This window comes from Rhodovulum strictum, assembly GCF_009649175.1.
In the GTDB taxonomy this organism is placed as follows: domain Bacteria; phylum Pseudomonadota; class Alphaproteobacteria; order Rhodobacterales; family Rhodobacteraceae; genus Rhodovulum; species Rhodovulum strictum.
Window position 1 is genome coordinate 1 of the sequence record NZ_WJPO01000028.1, and the last position, 16,848, is coordinate 16,848.

Here is a 16,848-nt window from a genome sequence, read left to right on the forward strand (position 1 = left end):
CGCGTCGGTCAGCCAGAAAAGGTTGCTCATCTCCACCCCCGTCAGTTCGGGAGCTTGAATCACGCAGGCCGGACAGCCTCAAGTATATCAATGGGTCCTGACCCTAGTCTTGGAAATGCTCAGTTTTCGAGGCACGGCCGCGATGACTGTGCTGGCGGTAAGCTTGGGGGGCATCGCGTTCGCTTCTCTCGCCGGATATTTCGGAGACTGGCGCGTGGTTTCTGAAACTGTGCGGACCCTTTTCCTCTTCCTCGCCGTCTTCCCCCTCATCAACGCCCTGTTCGACGTCCTGTCCTATGCCGTCACCCTGTCGCTCCTGCGCCGTGGCCTCCGCTCGCGCCTGCCTTTCCTCTGGGCGCTGCTGGACCTTGCCATTGCCTGCGTCCTGTTCCTTGCCCTCGGTGCCACGCTGGTCGCCGTGATCCATGGGCTGAACCTGCTCGCGGGTGTGCCGCTGCTCGATCTGGGCGTGCTGTTTGCGGCTGTGCGCGAGGCTCCGGGCGCCCATGTCTGGCTTTTCCTGATGCTGTTCTCGACCATCCTGCCCACCGCGTTGCACTTGCTGGTCAGTCTGCTCGGCCTTCAGGGCATCTGGCCGCGCCGCCTGCGCCGTCCTGTTGCAGTCTGGATCGAGGGGGCGCCCGAAAGCCCCGGGCTTGCCGTGCGGGCCGCGCTTGCGCTGGGGCTTGTCTGGGCGATCCCGCTGGGCGTTCTGGTGGCGGCGCTGTTCGGGCTCTGGGCCTTTGGCGGCGGTCTGGTCCTGGAGTTTCTCGACGGGTATTTCCGCTTGCTGCTCTGGATTGCCCATATCCCCGTCGGCGTGTTCTGATCCGCCGGATCGCCCGTGGCCGGACACCTGCGCCTTGCCACACGCATCCGGTATCCCGTTGCCATGCGTGCGAAACCGGTGTGAAATCACCCCAGCCGACGCGCGAGGACCGCCCCCCTGGTGCTGTCCGACACCCCGCGTCCCTTCGGAGGCCTTGATGTCCGAAACCCGCATCCTCCCGCATGGCGTGGCCCCCGGCTGCGGCGGGCGGGGAACCGCGGGGTGAGCCCGGGCGTCGATCAGGCGGGCACCATCGCGGCGACGCTGGTGGGGGGGCTTGCGCTGTTCCTGTTCGGGATGGAGATCATGACCCGCGCGCTGAAGCAGGTCGCGGGCGAGTCGATGAAGACGATCCTGGCGCGGATGACCGGCAACCGCTTTGCCGGGCTGACTGCCGGGGCGGTCGTGACCGCGTTGATCCAGTCCTCGTCGGTGACGACTGTGCTGCTGGTGGGGTTCATCTCGGCCGGGCTGATGACCTCGGCGCAGAGCGTCGCGGTCATCCTGGGCGCCAATATCGGCACGACGCTGACCGCGCAGGTACTGGCCTTCAATGTCGATGCGCTGGCGCTGCCGATGCTGTCGGTGGGCTTCTTCGGCTCGCTTCTGGCGCGGCGCAGCCGCCATGCCGAGATCGGGCGGATCGTGCTGGGGATGGGGATGATCTTCTTCGGCATGGCGACGATGAAGGCGGCGATGGCGCCCTTGCGCGATGTTCCGGCCTTTCTGGACCTGCTGGGAACGCTCGACAATCTGCTGCTGGCGGCGCTGGCGGGCGCGGCGCTGACGGCGGTGTTGCAAGCCTCGGCGCTGACGGCGGGGCTGGCGATCGTGCTGACGGGGCAGGGGCTGATCGGGCTGGAAACCGCCATCGCGATCGCGCTGGGGGCCAATGTCGGCACCTGCCTGACCGCGCTTCTGGCCTCGATCGGGCAGCCGCGCGAGGCGGTGCGGGCGGCGATGGTGCATGTCATCTTCAACGTCGCGGGCGTGCTGTTGTGGATCGGCTTTGTCGACCAGCTTGCGCTTCTGTCCCAGCTTGCCGCGCCCGAGGGTGCCTCGACCCCGCGGCATCTGGCCAATGCGCACACGATCTTCAACGTCGCCAATGCATTCCTGTTTCTGGGCTTCACCGGGCAGCTCAGCCGGTTGGTGGTCTGGCTGCTGCCCGACCGGCCCGAAACGGTCGAGCCGGTCCATGTGCCGCGCCATCTGGACCCGAAATTCCTGGATGTTCCGGCCATCGCGCTGGATGCCGCGCGGCTGGAGGTGGTGCATCTGTGCGAACTGGTGCGCCGGATGCTGGATGCGGCGGTGCCCGCCGTGGTGTCGGGCAGCCCGTTCGAGATCGACCGTCTGCGGGTGATGGATCGTCCCGTCGATCTGCTGCACCGCGAGATCGTCGGCTATCTGAGAGAGGCGGGCCTGCGCCGCTTGCCCGAGGAACAGTCGACGCGGCTGATCGCGTTGATGCGGATCGCCAACGATCTGGAGCATCTCGCCGATCTTGTCGCGATCGGGCTGGTCACCTCGGCGCGCAAGCGGATCGAGGAGAACGTGATGATCAGCCCGCAGACCGCGGCAATGATCGGGCGGCTGCATCGCGAGGTGCTGCGGGCCTTTGACGGGATCGCGCTGGCGCTGACGGCGCAGGACGGGGGGGCGGCGCGTGACGTGCGCGAGATGAAGGCAGGGTTCTCCAGGCTGATGGAGGAAGCCGCCGCCCATGAGGTCGTCCGGCTCAGGGCCGATGCGCCGCGGCGGTTGCACACCTATACCCGCGAGATCGAACTGACCCAGACCTTCGACGACATCTTCCGCATCCTGCGCCGCATTGCACGGACCGAACTGGGCGTCTTTGCGATCCGCCCCGAGCAAGCCGCCGCCCCGGCGGACAGCGCACCCGCGGCCGAGTGATCGCGCAATGGCGGGGCGCTGCTGCGATCTTGCGGGGCAGGGACGGGTTTCGAAAGTGACCGCCCCTGCCGAACCTCGTCCCGGTGTCCCCATCGGTGGACGCAATCGGTTCGGTCAGGGGCGATCGCCCCCTCGCGGTCCTCCTTGCAACCCCGGTGCCGGTCAACGCCTCCCGGTGTCGAATTCCACCGCTCCACGTCTCTGGCGCCGGGATGCTCCTCCCGCCGAGAATTCCAGTTTATACCGTCGTGCCGCGGGCCGAATTGACGGGCGTCAACGGCGCCGGGCCTGCCGGGCCGGTTGACGGCTATCAATTACAGCCGCCCGGCGGCGTGGCAGAACATGCGTTCGGTCGGCCAGGGGGGCTTGGCATGGGAGACGGTCGAACCTGGGTTCTTGCGATGAACCCGACGCGGGCGCGCATCCTGCGCGGGCTTGGCGAACCGGGGGCGGCCGGGGCGGCGGCCGAACTTGTGATGCGGGCCGGTCACCGGCATCTTCTGGCGGCGATGGACCGTGCCGCTGCGGAGGGGCTGACCCATGACGCCGATCCGGTGGCGGCGGATCAGCGCGATTTCGTCCGGCAGGTGGTGCATCTGCTGGAGGCCCATCGCCTTGCCGGGGATTTCGAGCGGCTGGCGGTCTTTGCCAGCCCGGCCCTGCTGTGCGAGTTGCGCAGCCAGATGCCCGCCCGACTGGCGGCAACGCTGGCCGCCGAACGCGCGCGCAGCCTGATGCATCTGTCCGAAGCCGACCTTGCCCGCGCCGCCCGAAGCGAATTGGGGGCGTCCTCGGTCTGAAACCGGCATCGGGCAAGGCACGCAGATCGCTATCGGGCAGGTGCGCAGCATGGAGAGGAACACCAGGGCGCTGCACAGGTCAATTCCCGCGCGCCCGGCGCAATGACGATCCCCCCCGGATTCAGTCCACCCCCAGGGACGCCTGTTCGGCTGTCAATCCGGCCGTCTGCCCCTCCATGCTGGCAGGATCGAGACTAGCGGCTCGCCCCCGCGGGCGGCATTGACGAGCGTCATCGGATCCGCCGGATCCTCGGGCGCGGCCGCGTGCGGCAGTCCCGCGCGTTCGGCCAATGCGTCGAGATCGAGGAACAGGATATGCGACGCATCCAGCAGGCGGATCAGCCCGTCGCGTTCAAGCGCCTTGAACACCCGGCAGATCGTCTCGACCGACGTGGCCAGCAGATCGGCGATGTCGCGCCGCCCGACCGACAGCGAGATCAGCCCGGCACCGTCGGGCAGGGGGCGATAGGGCAGGAAGCCGCGCGCGTTCAGCAGAAAGGCGACGATGCGTTCCTCGGGACGCAGCGCGCCGATGGTCCAGGTCAGCCAGCGCAGCCGCTCGAGCCGACCCGCGTTGAAGCGATAGAGCGCGCGGCGCAGCGTGCCGTCATCGGCCACCAGCCGGTCAAAGCTGCGCCGGTCGAAGCGGCACAGCCTGACCTCGGTGGCGGCTTCGAGGGTATAGCCCGCGCGGCCCTCGGTCTCCTGTCCGAAAAGATCGCCCGGCACCGTCAGGTTCAGGATCTGGCGCCGCCCCTCGCGGCTATAGCGCTGGAACCGCAGATAGCCGGTCAGTACGATTCCAACGGCCGTCTGCGGCGCGTCATCATGCCAGAGCACCTTGTCCGCGGGAACGGTCTCGATCTGTGCCGTCTCGGCCAGCCGCCGACAGGCGGTCACGCCGATCTCGGCGCAAAAGCCGCTTGTGGCCAGCCCTGCGGCGCCTTGTGATAGCTCGTTCGCTGTCGCCCGTTCGTTCAGCATTGGCTGTCCCCCCTTCCGGCGCACCTTCGGGGGCGTCCGATTCGCGCCGATATCCAAGGATGGCCGATTGCCGCTGCGGTAACATTGACGATGGTCAATGCGATGAATATGCGTCCAGATTGGGAACTCCCGCAGCAGCGATCCCGGCCATCGCTGCCAAGACGGGTGACGGAAGGGGGCAGCGCATGGCAAGCCGCGAACCGGACGATCTGCCGTCACCGTCGCTTGCGGGCGGTTTCGCCGGGCTTCTGGCCAGGCTCATGCACAACCTGCCCGAAGACCAGATCCGCGCGCTGAGCGGGATCGCCCGGCTGCGCGACATCCCCCGCGGCACCGAGGTCGTCACCGAGGGTAGCCCGCCAGACGAGATCGGCTATCTGATCGGCGGTGCGCTGGGGATGCAGAAATGCCTGCCCGACGGGCGCACCCACATCATCGGGCTTCTGGTGCCCAATGACATCTATGGACGGCTGTTCAACGGCCCCGCCGCCTATGACATCGTCGCCCTGACCGAGGCGCGGGTGCTGGCCTTTCCGCGCGCCCCGTTCGAGCGGATCCTCGAAGCCAGCCCCGAGATCGAGCGCCGCTTTCTGGTCAATGTGCTCGACGAACTCGACTCCGCCCGGGAATGGATCCTGCTGATGGGCGGGCACAAGATCATCGAGCGGCTAGCCTCGTTCCTGGTGATCCTGTTGCGGCGCACGCTGCGCGGGTCCGGGCCGCGTCCGGCCGAGGCACCGGTCCGGGTGCGCATCCCGATCCGGCGGACCGATCTTGCCCATTACCTGGGGACCACGCCGGAATCGATCAGCCGCGCGCTGCACGAACTTGAATCGCAGGCCATCCTGCGGCTGCTGAATGCCTATGAAATCGAGATCGCCGATCTGCCGGGACTGGTGCGGATCTCTGGTGCCGACCATCTGGGGCCAGAGTAGGACTGAGCGGATCGCGCCGGGGCAGGGGATCAGGCGCGCAGCACATGGATGCAGCGCGTCCCGGCCAGCAGCGCGGCAAGCCCCGGTGCCTCGTAGCGCGAAAACAGCACGCTGCCCGCACCAAGCCGCGCCAGATCCGGCACGGCCATCCGGCGCAGCGGACGGCAGAGGCGGGTGGCGGCAGCCTCGGCCAGCGGTGCAAGTGCGGCATCCGCGCCCGCCGCCAGCACGATCTCGCGCAGCGGGGCGCGCAAGGGGCCAGCGGGCAGCACCAGAAGATCGCCGGGCGCGGCAAGGCCCGCCAGCGCCTCGGCCAGCCGCCCCTGCGTGTGGCGAAAGCTCCAGCTCAGCGCGGCAGCCGCCGCAGCCCTGGCCAGCAGCCGCTCGAAGCGGGCGGCATCACGGGCATAGGCCGCGCCCATCCGCGCAGGGTCAAGTCCGGTCAGCATGCGCCCCGCCGGATCGACAAAGCGCGCCGCCCCTGCCAGCGCCAGTGCGATATTGTCGGCATCCTCGATCAGCACGCCCGCCAGCGCCGCCCCCGCCTCGGCCGCCAGCCCCGTGGCCAGCGGCAGCGCCGCCTCGGCCTCGGCCAGGCAGGTGGCCGACAGGATCACCCGCGCGGAACCCTGCGCCGGGCTCATCCGCCCGCCTCCGGCGCACCCGGTTTCTGGCCGAAAAGCCGCCGCGCCTCGGCAAAGGCTATCAGCCGCGCCTCGACCCGGCCATTGACGCTGTCGGGCGGAAAGCTGCCATCGGCCCCCCGCACCCCCGCCAGTCGTCCGGTCAGAAGCGCGATGCCCTCGTCCACCGTTGCAATCGGGATCACCCGGAAACGGCCCGCTTCCATCGCCGCACGCACCCGCGGGCGCAGCACCAGATGCGGCACGTTCGAGACCGGGATCAGCACGCCCTGCCGCCCGGTCAGCCCGCGCGCGGCGCAGGTGTCGAAGAATCCCTCGACCTTCTCGTTCACCCCGCCGATGGCCTGCACCTCGCCGAACTGGTTGACCGAGCCGGTCACCGCCAGCGACTGGTCGATGGGCAGATCGGCCAGCGCCGAGAGCAGCGCAAACAGTTCGGCCGCCGAGGCGCTGTCGCCCTCGACCCCGCCATAGCTTTGCTCGAAGACCAGGCTCGCCCAGAGCGAGAAGGGCAGATCGGGGGCGTAACTGCCCGCCAGATAGCCTGACAGGATCATCACGCCCTTGGAATGGATCGGCCCGCCCAGTTCGGCCTCGCGCTCGATGTCGACCAGCTTGCCCGCGCCCATCCGGACCCGCGCGCTGACCCGGCCGGGCCGGCCGAAGCGGGTCTTGCCGATTTCCAGCACCGACAGCGCGTTGACCTGACCCACCCGCGCGCCATCGGTGTCGATCAGCAACAGGCCGCGCGAAATCGCCTCCTGGCTGCGTTCGCGCAGCCGTCCGGCGCGCCGGTCCGCCGCTTCGATCGCGGCCTCGACATCGTCGCGCCCGATCGCGTCCGCCGCTGCCGCGCGTGCAATGTGATCGGCCTCGCGCAGGATGTCGCCCAGCGCGGCAAGGTTCAGCCCGAAGCGTTCGCCGTCATCGGCCAGCCGCAGGCTTTCGGCCAGCAGCCGCGCCACGCCATCCGTCGCAACCGGCCGCAGCCCGTCGTCGCGCGCCATGGTGCCGATGAGCCGGGCCAGCAGCAGCGCGCTGTCGGCGCTGCGTTCCATCCGGTCGTCGAAATCGGCCTCAAGCTTGAACAGCCGCCCGAAATCGGGGTCAAGCTCGACCAGCAGGTAGTAAAGACGCCGGTCGCCCACCAGCACCACCCGCAGTTTCAGCGGCATCGGGTCGGGGTCTAGCGTCTCGGTCGAGATCAGGCTGAAGCGTTCCCCCGCGGAATAGATCGCCACCTCGCCCGCCTTGAGGCTGCGCTTGAGCGCGTCCCAGGCCAGCGGCTCGGTCAGCACCTGCATCGCGTCGAGGATCAGGAACCCGCCATTCGCACGATGCAGCGCGCCGGGCCGGATCATGGTGAAATTGGTGACCAGCGTGCCCTGGTCCGAGGCGTATTCGATCCGCCCGATCAGGTTGGCCAGTGTTGGCAGGCTTTCCTCGATCACCGGCGCGCCGCTGGCCTGATCGGGATCCTGCCCGACGATCACATTGACCGCGTAGCGGCGGAATTGCGGCTTTAGGTGATGGCGCGAGGTCGCGACCGGGAAGGCGCCCGCCTGCGCCCCGTCCTCGCGGATCAGGAACAGTTCGGCATTGTCGATCAGATCCTCGCGCAGCGCCTGAAGATGGCGGGTGACCGCCGGGTGATCGGCAAAGCGGCCAAGGGCGTCGGCCAGTGCCGCATCGACACCTTCGCGCGCCATGGCGATGTTCAGGTCCTCGACCTCGGCGCGCTGCGCCTTGAGCCCGCGCGGCACGTCCTTCAGCACATCCTCAAGCTGGGCGCGCACCGCGTCGATGGCCGCGCCGATCCGTTCTCGTTCGGCCTGCGGCAGTTTCTCGTATTCGTCGGGGGGCAGGATCTCGTCGCCCTTGCGCGGCGCCACGCCAAAGCCCATGGGCGTGCGCACGATCGCCACGCCGCGCGCCCGCGCCGCATCCGCCAGCACGCCCATCGCCTGTTCGTGCCGCTCGGAATAACTGTCCTCGATGGCGCGGCGGCGGGTCTGGTAATCCTCGGACTCAAAGATCGCGGGGATGTCGTCGGCCAGATCGTTCACCACCTTGCGCAGCGCGTCGCGCAACTCGACCGCACGACCGGGCGGCAATTCGATGGCGATGGGCCGGCGCGGATCGTCGAAGCGGTTGACATAGACCCGGTCGGGGGGTGGCGGGCGCCGGGCAGCGGCCTCGGCCAGAACCTGACGGGTGGCGCTGTGCCGTCCGGTGCCGGGCGTGCCAAGGACATAGAGGTTGAAATCGCCGTGATCGGTGTCGGCCGCCAGCCGCAGCGCCTCGAGCGCGCGATCCTGACCGGGCCAGTCGCTCAGCGGGTCCAGATCGGCCGTGGTCGCAAAGCCGAGCGCGAAATCCTCCTCTCCCGCAAGATGGCGGGCCGACAGCGGCTGGCCGGTCGCGATCTGGTCCATGGCTCTGCCCCGCTCGGGTTGCCGAAGCCAAGCGAACACGGTTTCGGGGCGGGGCGCAAGCCTGCGGGCGGACTCAGACCGGGTGCAGCACCGCGCGGCTGCCCAGCGGCACCTGTTCGTAAAGGTGGATCACATGGGAATTGACCATCCGCACGCAGCCATTCGAGGCGCGTTGTCCGATGCTGGCCAGATCATTGGTGCCATGGATGCGCAGCATGCTGTCCGCGCCGCCAAAGGTGAACAGGTATAGCGCGCGCGCGCCCAGCGGATTGTTGGGCCCGCCGGGCATCCCGTCCTCGTATTTCTTGTAAAGATGCGGCTGGCGCGCGATCATCTCGTCGGTCGGCCGCCACGATGGCCATTCCTTCTTGACGTCGATGCGGAACACGCCGGAATCGTAAAGGCCGTCACGCCCGATCGCCACCGGATAGCGGATCGCCTTGCCCTCGGGCAGGGTCCAGTACAGCGCGAATTCCTTTGCAACGACATGGACTTCGCCCGGTTCAACATTGCGGATGCGCACGATCCGGGGGGCAAGCAGGTCGGTTTCCGGGGCGGCGGGTTTCGTGCCCTGGGCCAGCGCCGGGGCGCCGATCAGCCCGGCGGTCATGGTGCTGAGCAGGAAAGATCTGCGGTTCATCTTGGAAATGCCAAACTTGCCAACGTCTTGCATAGGTTAACGCAGGATTTGGGCAAGACAAGGGCGAACTGCGCACCATGCGGGCCGATCCGCAGCCGGACCGGCCCCGGCCGCCAATCATCCCGCGGCGCGCGCATGTTCGGGGAACATCGCCGCCAGCCCCTCGGCCGTGGCCGGGGCGACGCCGCGTTCGGTGATTAGTCCGGTCACAAGGCGGGCGGGCGTTACATCGAAGGCGGGGTTGCGTGCGGGCGTGCCCTGGGGCGAGATCAGCACCTGCCCGATGGCGCCATCGGGCATCCGGCCCTGGACATGGGTCACCTCGGCCTGGCCACGCTCCTCGATGGGGATCTCCTTGACCCCGTCCCACACCGTCCAGTCGATGGTGGGCGAGGGCAGCGCCACATAGAACGGCACGCCATTGTCATGCGCGGCCAGTGCCTTCAGATAGGTGCCGATCTTGTTGCAGACATCGCCCTGCGCGGTGGTCCGGTCGGTGCCGACGATCACCAGATCGACCTCGCCATGCTGCATCAGATGCCCGCCGGCATTGTCCACGATCAGGTCATGGCTGACGCCGTGGTTCAGCATTTCCCACGCGGTCAGTTGCGCACCCTGGTTGCGTGGGCGGGTCTCGTCGACGAAAACATGCACGTCGATGCCCGCCTCGAGAGCGTGATAGATCGGCGAGGTGGCGGTGCCCCAGTCGACCGTGGCCAGCCAGCCCGCATTGCAATGGGTCAGCACGTTCACGCGCCCGCCGCCCTTGCGCGCGGCGATCTCGCGGATCAGCGCAAGGCCGTTCACCCCGATCCGGCGGTTGATTTCGACATCCTCATCGCAGATTTCGGCCGCGCGCCGGAACGCCGCCTCGGCGCGGTCGGCAGGGGATAGCGGTTTCAACAGCCGGGTCATTTCATCCAGTGCCCAGCGCAGGTTGATCGCGGTGGGCCGCGTCTCGTGCAGCACCTCGTAGGTTTCCGAGAGCGAAGCGTCCGAGGGATCCTCGGCCATCTGCACCGCCACGCCATAGGCTGCCGTCGCCCCGATCAGCGGCGCGCCGCGCACCCACATGTCGCGGATCGCGTCGGCAAAGTCCTTGCGGCTGCATAGGCTTACGATCCGAAGCTCATGCGGCAGCCAGCGCTGGTCGATGATCTTCACCGTGCCGTCGGCCTCGCGCCAGATGGAGCGGTAATGGGTTCCGTCGATCTTCATGGCCCTTGTGGTCCCTTGTCCTTGCGTTTGCGGTCTTTTGGCCGATTGCGGCGGGCAGCGAAAGGCAGTTCCTCGTCTCACGCGGTTTCGGCCAGATGCGCCGCACAGCCCCTGAGCGCGGCGAAATCGTCGGTGATAGTGGCGATCGCGAAACTCTCCATCAGCCCCGAGAACCGGCCCTTGGCGCGGAAGCTGTCGGCCAGACCCAGCCGCGCCAGATGCGGGGTCATCGCGCGGGCGACGCCTCCGATCAGGTAGATGCCGCCATAGGGCAGATGGTGCAGCGCAAGGTCGCCCGCAACCCGGCCCAGCATCGTGGCGTAGGTCCGCAGCGCCTCTTCGGCAGCGGGATCGCCCGGTGCGGCGGCGATGATCTCGGACCCCTCGATCCGCTGCGGCGGGCCTGTCCGGCTTGTCACCCAGGCATGAAGCGTTGCCAGCCCGCGCCCGGCCAGCACATCCTCGACCGCGGCAAAGCCATCCTCGCCGGCGGCAAAGCGGGCCAGCGACAGGTCATCCTCGCATGCCACGGGCAGGCTGACATGGCCGGCCTCGTTCGCGGTGACCAGCGTGCCCGTGCCGGTGCGGTGAACGACGGTGACATTGACCCCGGTCCCCAGCCCGATCACCAGCCGCACGCCGCCCGGCGCGCGCGGGCCATCCAGCACCGGAACCAGCGCCACGGGCGCAAGCTGGTCCAGCGCATGGCCCTGTGCCTGAAGATCGTTCAACAGCCGTACCCGGTCCGCGCCGGTAACACGCGCGATCTCGGCCTCGTCGATCAACCAGTCCAGATTGGTCAGCCGCCCCCGCCCGGCCTGCACCGGCCCGGCCAGCGCCGCGCAGGCGCCGTCGATCTGGGGGCTGCCCGCCTCGGCCAGATAGCGCATCAGGACTGCGGACAGCCCCGCAAAGCCATCGTTGCGGTAGCGCCGGACGCTGTCCTCGACGATGCGCGGCCCCTCGGCCAGCGCGGCGCGGGTGTTGGTGCCGCCGATATCCACGACAAGCCGGGTCATGCGGCCACAATGCGGGGCAGGGGGCGGTCTTTCATCATGCTGCGCAGGTTCGGCGGGGCGGGGGGCTGCGTCAAGCGCGGATCGCGGCGCGGTGGCACCTTGCGGATCGGCGCGCGCCCGGCCAAGCTGGGCAGGGCAGGACAGGCAGGGCGCCTTGAGAGGAGAGCGGAAATGACCGGACGGATGGGCCGCGCGGTGGCGGTGCTGGCGATGGCGGCAGCCCTTGGCGGCTGCGTCCAGAACAGGGCGCCATCTGGGCCGGTGCCATCGGGCATCGTGCCGGTGTCGATGGGCAGCGCCCATAGCGGCATGATCGGCGCGGTGGTGCAGCCGGGCGGCGGCGCGTTGCCGGGCTGGGCGCCGGAACTGTCGGATGGCACCTTCCGCGCGGCGCTGGAAAACGCGCTGCGTCAGGCCGGGATCCTGTCGCCGGGCGGGATCAGGACGCTTGAGGCGACGGTGTTGCAAGTCGACCAGCCGCCCAGCGAGACATCGACCACCAAGGTCGTGCTGACGGTGCAGTATCTCTTGCGCGATGTGTCGGGCCGCCCGCTTCAGGAGCGGCGCGTGACCTCGGGCTATACCGCCACCATTGCGCAGGCGGTTCAGGGGGTCGACCGGCTGCGCATCGCCCGCGAAGGCGCGATCCGCCAGAATATCGACGTGCTGCTGCGCGAATTCGGCAGCGCCACCGCCGAAAGCGCGAATTGACCGACCAAGGGATCAGAGCCCCGCGATCAGCCCGGCCGCAATCGTCCACATCACCAGCGCGATCCCCAGATCGAGCAACCGCCAGGCGCGCGCGCTGGCCATCAGCGGGGCCAGCAGCCGCGCCCCGTAGCCGAGCGTGAAGAAAAAGGCGAAAGACGCCGCCACCGCGCCGATCCCGAAGGCAAGCCGTTCATCGCCGGGCGCGAAGCGGGTCGAGACCGCCCCGATCAGCGCCAGCGTGTCCAGATAGACATGCGGGTTCAGCCAGGTCAGCGCGGCGGCCGTGCCCAGCACCGCCCAGACCGATCCGCCATTGCCCGCCGCCGCCAGCCCGTGCCCGCCCCGGATCGCCGCGCGCAGCCTGAGCGCGCCATAGACCACCAGAAAACACGCCCCGCCCAGCGTCATCGCCACAGGCAGCCAGGGCGCCGCCGCCGAGATCCGGCCGAACCCCGCCACCCCCGCCGCGATCAGCGCCGCATCCGAGACCGCGCAGAACAGGCAGAGCGCAAAGACATGGCTCTGCATCAGCCCCTGACGCAGCACAAAGGCATTCTGCGCCCCGATCGCAAGGATCAGCGAAAGCGACGTGGCAAATCCGGTGATCGCGGCGCCGGTCACGCGGGATCACGCACCGATCTTCTGGCGCTGCGCGATTTCCGCCAGCGGTTCGGGGGCGGGCAGGGGCTTTTCGTCGGGCGAGACCAGCCCGGCCGAAATGATCAGCTTGGCGGCCTCCTCGACAGACATTTCCAGTTCGATCACGTCGCTTTGCGGCACGAACAGCAGAAAGCCCGAGGTCGGGTTCGGCGTCGTTGGCAGGAAGACCGCCAGCATCTGGTCATCGCGCGGGATGCGGCGGTTGATCTCGCCCCGCGCGCGGGTCGAGACGAAGGCGACCGCCCATATGCCCTTGCGCGGATATTCCACCAGCACGGCGCGGTCGAAACTGGTCTCGGTCTGGGCAAAGACGGTCTCGGCGATCTGCTTGAGCCCGTTATAGATCGAGCGGATGATCGGCATCCGGCCTACCAGACGCTCGCCCCAGCCGATGAAGGACCGGCCGATCAGGCCCTTGGCGGTCCAGCCCACGACCAGCGTGAACAGCAGGAAGAAGATGACGCCAAGGCCGCGAATGTCGATGCCGATATACTGCTCGGGCTTGAACTGGTTGGGCACCAGCGGCAGCACGAAGCCGTCGATCCAGCCGGTCACCGTCCAGATCAGCCAGACCGTAAGCCCGACCGGCGCGATCACCACCAGACCGGCAAGAAAGTTGTTCCTGAGCCGCGCGAAAAGGGAGCGCCCGATATGGCGTTGCTGCCCGTCCTGCGGGTCGTGCTGGTGCTGGTCGTCTTTCTCGAACATCGCTGGCGCCCCGATTGCCGGTCATAGCTAGGATCGGGCGGGTCGCTCTGCAATAGCGCGGTCCGGTCTCCGGCGCTTTCCCGCGCGGGCTGGCGCGCAGGCGGGGCTTGCATGCGCGGGCAAAACGCGCTAAGCGCGCGCCACTTCGACAGGCGGGGCTGGGCCCTTGCGGGCAGACATCCCGCTTGCGGTCCGCCGGTTGGGCAACAGCCCTTGTGCCCCGCCCAGGCGCAAACCGGAAAGGAAAAGGCATATGGCGCTTCCCGACTTCTCCATGCGTCAGCTTCTTGAAGCTGGCGTTCACTTCGGCCACCAGACCCAGCGCTGGAACCCGCGCATGGCCGAATACATCTATGGCGACCGCAACGGCATCCACATTCTCGACCTCACGCAGACGGTCCCGATGCTGGAAACCGCGCTGACCGTGATCCGCGACACCGTGGCCAAGGGCGGGCGCATCCTGTTCGTCGGCACCAAGCGTCAGGCGCAGAAGCCGATTGCCGATGCGGCCGAGAAATGCGCGCAGTACTACATGAACCACCGCTGGCTCGGCGGCACGCTGACCAACTGGAAGACCGTGTCCCAGTCGATCAAGCGTCTGAACGAGATCGACGAGTTGATGGCCACCGGCGCCGAAGGGCTGACCAAGAAGGAACGCCTGGGCATGGAGCGCGAGCAGGCCAAGCTGCAAGCCTCGCTCGGCGGCATCCGCGAGATGGGCGGTCTGCCGGATCTGCTGTTCATCATCGACGTGAACAAGGAAGACCTGGCCATCCTCGAGGCCAAGAAGCTCGGCATCCCGGTCGTGGCCGTGGTCGACACCAACTGCTCGCCCTCGGGCGTGGATTACGTGATCCCCGGCAATGACGACGCCGCGCGCGCGATCCAGCTTTACTGCGATCTGGCTGCCCGGGCCGCGCTGGTCGGCATGTCGGCGCAGATGGATGCCGCCGGCGTCGATATCGGCGCGCTGGACGAGGCGCCCGTCGAAGAACTGACCGAGGCCGAGCCGGCCGACGCCTGAGCCGCGGCCGTCACAGACCTGACACCGGGCGCGGATATGGCCGCGTCCGGATGATCTATCCGTAATCGAGGAGAGCCGAACAATGGCTATCACCGCTGCAATGGTGAAGGAGCTGCGCGACAAGACCGGCGCAGGCATGATGGACGCCAAGAAGGCGCTGACCGAAACCGATGGCGACATGGAAGCGGCCATCGACTGGCTGCGTACCAAGGGTCTGGCCAAGGCCGCCAAGAAATCGGGCCGCACCGCGGCCGAGGGTCTGGTGGCTGTCGTGGTCGAGGGGGCCAAGGGCGTTGCGGTCGAGGTGAACTCGGAAACCGATTTCGTCGCCAAGAACGCCGAGTTCCAGGCGATGGTCGCGGGCATCGCCCAGGCGGCGCTGAAAGCGGGCGATCTGGACGCGCTGATGGCGGCCGATCTGGGCGGCAAGTCTGTCGCCGACACGCTGACCGACAAGATCGCCACCATCGGCGAGAACATGACGCTGCGCCGGATGGCGGCGATCGAGGGCGAGACGGTCGTCAGCTACATCCACAACGTCGCGGCCGACGGCATGGGCAAGATCGGCGTTCTGGTCGCGATGACCGGCGGCAACGAGGCGTTCGGCCGTCAGGTGGCGATGCATGTCGCTGCGGCGAACCCGGCCGCGCTGTCCGAGGCCGACATGGACCCGGCCGTGATCGAGAAGGAGCGTGCCGTCCAGACCGCCAAGGCGCTGGAAGAAAACGCCACCTCTGCCAAGCCCAAGCCCGAGGCGGTGATCGAGAACAACATCATCCCCGGCCGGATGAAGAAGTTCATCGCGGAATCGACGCTTCTGGGCCAGGCCTTCGTCATCAACCCCGATCTGACGGTCGAGGCCGCGGCGCAGGCCGCTGGCGCCACGATCACCGGCTTTGTCCGGCTCGAGGTCGGCGAAGGCATCGAGAAGGTCGAAGAGGATTTCGCGGCCGAAGTCGCGAAGGCCGCTCAAGGCGCCTGATCGCCGCCCGGCTTCGGCCGTGCTGCCTGACAGAACGGGGGCGGTTCGGACCATGTCCGGGCCGCCCTTTTTCCGTCTGCTGTCCGGGCGGGCGGGGCAGGCGGCGCAACGACAGATCGCAAACACGAAAGCGGCCGGAACGCCAACCCCTTGGACGTCCCGACCGCCACTTCCTACCGTTCCCCAGGCAACTCGTATCGCGCGAGGCTTATTGCACGGCACGGCCAAGAAAGGGCCGCACCGTGCTGGTTCCGGTTTCCCGGTGGACCACCGCACCTTCGTAATCGCGAGGTTGCGTCGGCCCTTAAGTTCCTTGGCCCAAGGCCACCACTCACGGAACAAGCGAATTCTTGCCAGTTAACCGGCGGCAAAGGAAGTCAGGGAATCCTTACTCGCTGCAAGTGCAGCCTCGGTTCCGGCGCACTCGAATCGCGGGAGTCAGGTTGGGCCGCTGTAAATCTGGTTCTGGAACCACGCCTTTAGCACCGCCTGCGCCGTCGTTTCGACATTCAGCGCCTCGCGCGCAAGGCGCAGGTGCTTTTCGACAGTGGCCGCCGTCACGCCCAGGATCGTCGCGATGTCCTGCGCGGTCTTGCCATCGCCCACCCATTCCAGAACCTCGCGCTGGCGCTGGGTCAGCGGCGGGCGGGTCGAAAGGTTGGGCAGGTTCTGAAGCTTCAGGTGCATCAGCTCGTTCAGCAGCAGGATGTCGGCCCCGTGCTCGGACCAGATTCCGTCCGCATCCTCCTGGGTCAGCCCCGCGCGTACCACCAGACCGATCGCCCCCTTGGCGCGCACCGATATGCCCCGGAACGCTATGGTATAGCCCGCGATAACCCCCATGGCGCGGTTGAACTCCATCACCTTTTGCTCGGCCGCGGACAGTTCGCCGCGCGCCCGGCGTTCGCCCAGTTCGCGCCAACTGCACACGCCCTCGTTCTCGACCGCCCAGCGCACCATCGGCGCGTCGCGATACATTTCCTTGTCGACCATGGCACGGACATAGGCCGGGCCAATGTTCGAAAGCACGATGAAATCATCCTTGTCGCCCAGGGAATTGGCCGTTCGAAAGCGGGTAAAGCCATAGATCAGCCGGTCAAACCCATAGGCTGCCATCCTTTGGGTGTGCAGCGCCCAGAGCTCTTCCACGCTCCTTGCCGCGACGATGGCCTTGAGATGCTCAAGCGGCATGGCACTCCCATGAAGAACAGGGGTGTCACAAGCCCGCACAGGTTACAACACCGCCATTCCGCGGGCCGATCGGCCCCGGTTTATCCGGATTCCATACGTCACGCCCCTTCGCGTGTCGAGAGGCCGCGCTTTCCGCCCCCCGGTCGGCACG

Annotated in this window: 16 protein-coding genes; 7 read left to right on the top strand and 9 right to left on the bottom strand. The window is 68.0% G+C overall.

All coding sequences use genetic code 11. From position 1 onward, the window contains the following. Nucleotides 1–229: 229 nt before the first annotated feature. The 3 genes from GH815_RS15010 to GH815_RS15020 all read left to right on the top strand — a co-directional run bounded on the left by GH815_RS15010 (nt 230) and on the right by GH815_RS15020 (nt 3,546). Nucleotides 230–829 carry a hypothetical protein gene (locus tag GH815_RS15010; protein WP_153749578.1) on the top strand — a complete coding sequence of 200 codons (600 nt, stop codon included), beginning with the start codon at nt 230–232 and terminating at the stop codon, nt 827–829. Nucleotides 830–1,051: 222 nt separating this feature from the next. Continuing rightward, on the top strand, nt 1,052–2,746 hold the full coding sequence (locus tag GH815_RS15015) for a Na/Pi symporter (protein WP_153749579.1): 1,695 nt from the start codon (nt 1,052–1,054) through the stop codon (nt 2,744–2,746). A 371-nt stretch (nt 2,747–3,117) separates the two neighbouring features. Next, entirely contained in the window at nt 3,118–3,546 is a 429-nt protein-coding gene (locus GH815_RS15020; RefSeq protein ID WP_281354797.1) for a baeRF12 domain-containing protein, read from the top strand. A gap of 153 nt (nt 3,547–3,699) precedes the next feature. Here GH815_RS15020 and GH815_RS15025 read toward each other — a convergent pair whose 3' ends face one another. Next, on the bottom strand, nt 3,700–4,530 hold the full coding sequence (locus GH815_RS15025) for a Crp/Fnr family transcriptional regulator (RefSeq protein WP_153749581.1): 831 nt from the start codon (nt 4,528–4,530) through the stop codon (nt 3,700–3,702). Nucleotides 4,531–4,715: 185 nt separating this feature from the next. On the opposite strand from GH815_RS15025, the gene GH815_RS15030 reads away from it, so the two are divergent. Then, a complete protein-coding gene (locus tag GH815_RS15030) occupies nt 4,716–5,465 on the top strand; it encodes a Crp/Fnr family transcriptional regulator (protein WP_170290365.1) in 750 nt (249 codons plus the stop codon). Nucleotides 5,466–5,494: 29 nt separating this feature from the next. Here GH815_RS15030 and GH815_RS15035 read toward each other — a convergent pair whose 3' ends face one another. From GH815_RS15035 to GH815_RS15055, 5 genes are all read right to left on the bottom strand, one after another. Continuing rightward, entirely contained in the window at nt 5,495–6,109 is a 615-nt protein-coding gene (locus GH815_RS15035) for a hypothetical protein (RefSeq protein WP_153749583.1), read from the bottom strand. Then, nucleotides 6,106–8,544, bottom strand: coding sequence for a Lon protease family protein (locus GH815_RS15040; protein WP_153749584.1), 2,439 nt, complete (start codon nt 8,542–8,544; stop codon nt 6,106–6,108). Before GH815_RS15040 ends, GH815_RS15035 begins: the two co-directional genes overlap by 4 nt. 73 nt (nt 8,545–8,617) lie before the next feature. Next, complete coding sequence (locus GH815_RS15045) at nt 8,618–9,184, bottom strand: L,D-transpeptidase (protein ID WP_153749585.1); 567 nt, start codon at nt 9,182–9,184, stop codon at nt 8,618–8,620. A gap of 117 nt (nt 9,185–9,301) precedes the next feature. Continuing rightward, nucleotides 9,302–10,402, bottom strand: a complete 1,101-nt coding sequence (gene mtnA / locus GH815_RS15050) for an S-methyl-5-thioribose-1-phosphate isomerase (protein ID WP_153749586.1) — start codon at nt 10,400–10,402, stop codon at nt 9,302–9,304. A 77-nt stretch (nt 10,403–10,479) separates the two neighbouring features. Continuing rightward, complete coding sequence (locus tag GH815_RS15055; protein WP_153749587.1) at nt 10,480–11,421, bottom strand: glucokinase; 942 nt, start codon at nt 11,419–11,421, stop codon at nt 10,480–10,482. Between the two features lie 171 nt (nt 11,422–11,592). Here GH815_RS15055 and GH815_RS15060 point away from each other — a divergent pair, with 171 nt between their 5' ends. After that, on the top strand, nt 11,593–12,132 hold the full coding sequence (locus tag GH815_RS15060) for a hypothetical protein (protein ID WP_153749588.1): 540 nt from the start codon (nt 11,593–11,595) through the stop codon (nt 12,130–12,132). 12 nt (nt 12,133–12,144) lie between these two features. Here GH815_RS15060 and GH815_RS15065 read toward each other — a convergent pair whose 3' ends face one another. Together GH815_RS15065 and GH815_RS15070 are read right to left on the bottom strand one after the other, a co-directional pair. Next, nucleotides 12,145–12,753, bottom strand: coding sequence for a LysE/ArgO family amino acid transporter (locus GH815_RS15065; RefSeq protein WP_343030903.1), 609 nt, complete (start codon nt 12,751–12,753; stop codon nt 12,145–12,147). A gap of 6 nt (nt 12,754–12,759) precedes the next feature. Further along, nucleotides 12,760–13,500 (bottom strand): DUF502 domain-containing protein, encoded by a 741-nt coding sequence (locus GH815_RS15070; RefSeq protein WP_153749589.1) that lies wholly within the window; start codon nt 13,498–13,500, stop codon nt 12,760–12,762. A gap of 253 nt (nt 13,501–13,753) precedes the next feature. Between GH815_RS15070 and rpsB the strand changes: the two genes are divergently transcribed. Further along, nucleotides 13,754–14,524 (top strand): 30S ribosomal protein S2, encoded by a 771-nt coding sequence (gene rpsB, locus GH815_RS15075; protein ID WP_153749590.1) that lies wholly within the window; start codon nt 13,754–13,756, stop codon nt 14,522–14,524. Between the two features lie 82 nt (nt 14,525–14,606). Beyond that, entirely contained in the window at nt 14,607–15,506 is a 900-nt protein-coding gene (gene tsf, locus GH815_RS15080; RefSeq protein WP_153749591.1) for a translation elongation factor Ts, read from the top strand. 438 nt (nt 15,507–15,944) lie between these two features. Here the strand turns inward: tsf and GH815_RS15085 are convergent, their stop codons facing one another. Next, nucleotides 15,945–16,697, bottom strand: a complete 753-nt coding sequence (locus GH815_RS15085) for a LuxR family transcriptional regulator (protein ID WP_153749592.1) — start codon at nt 16,695–16,697, stop codon at nt 15,945–15,947. Between the last annotated feature and the right edge of the window lie 151 nt (nt 16,698–16,848).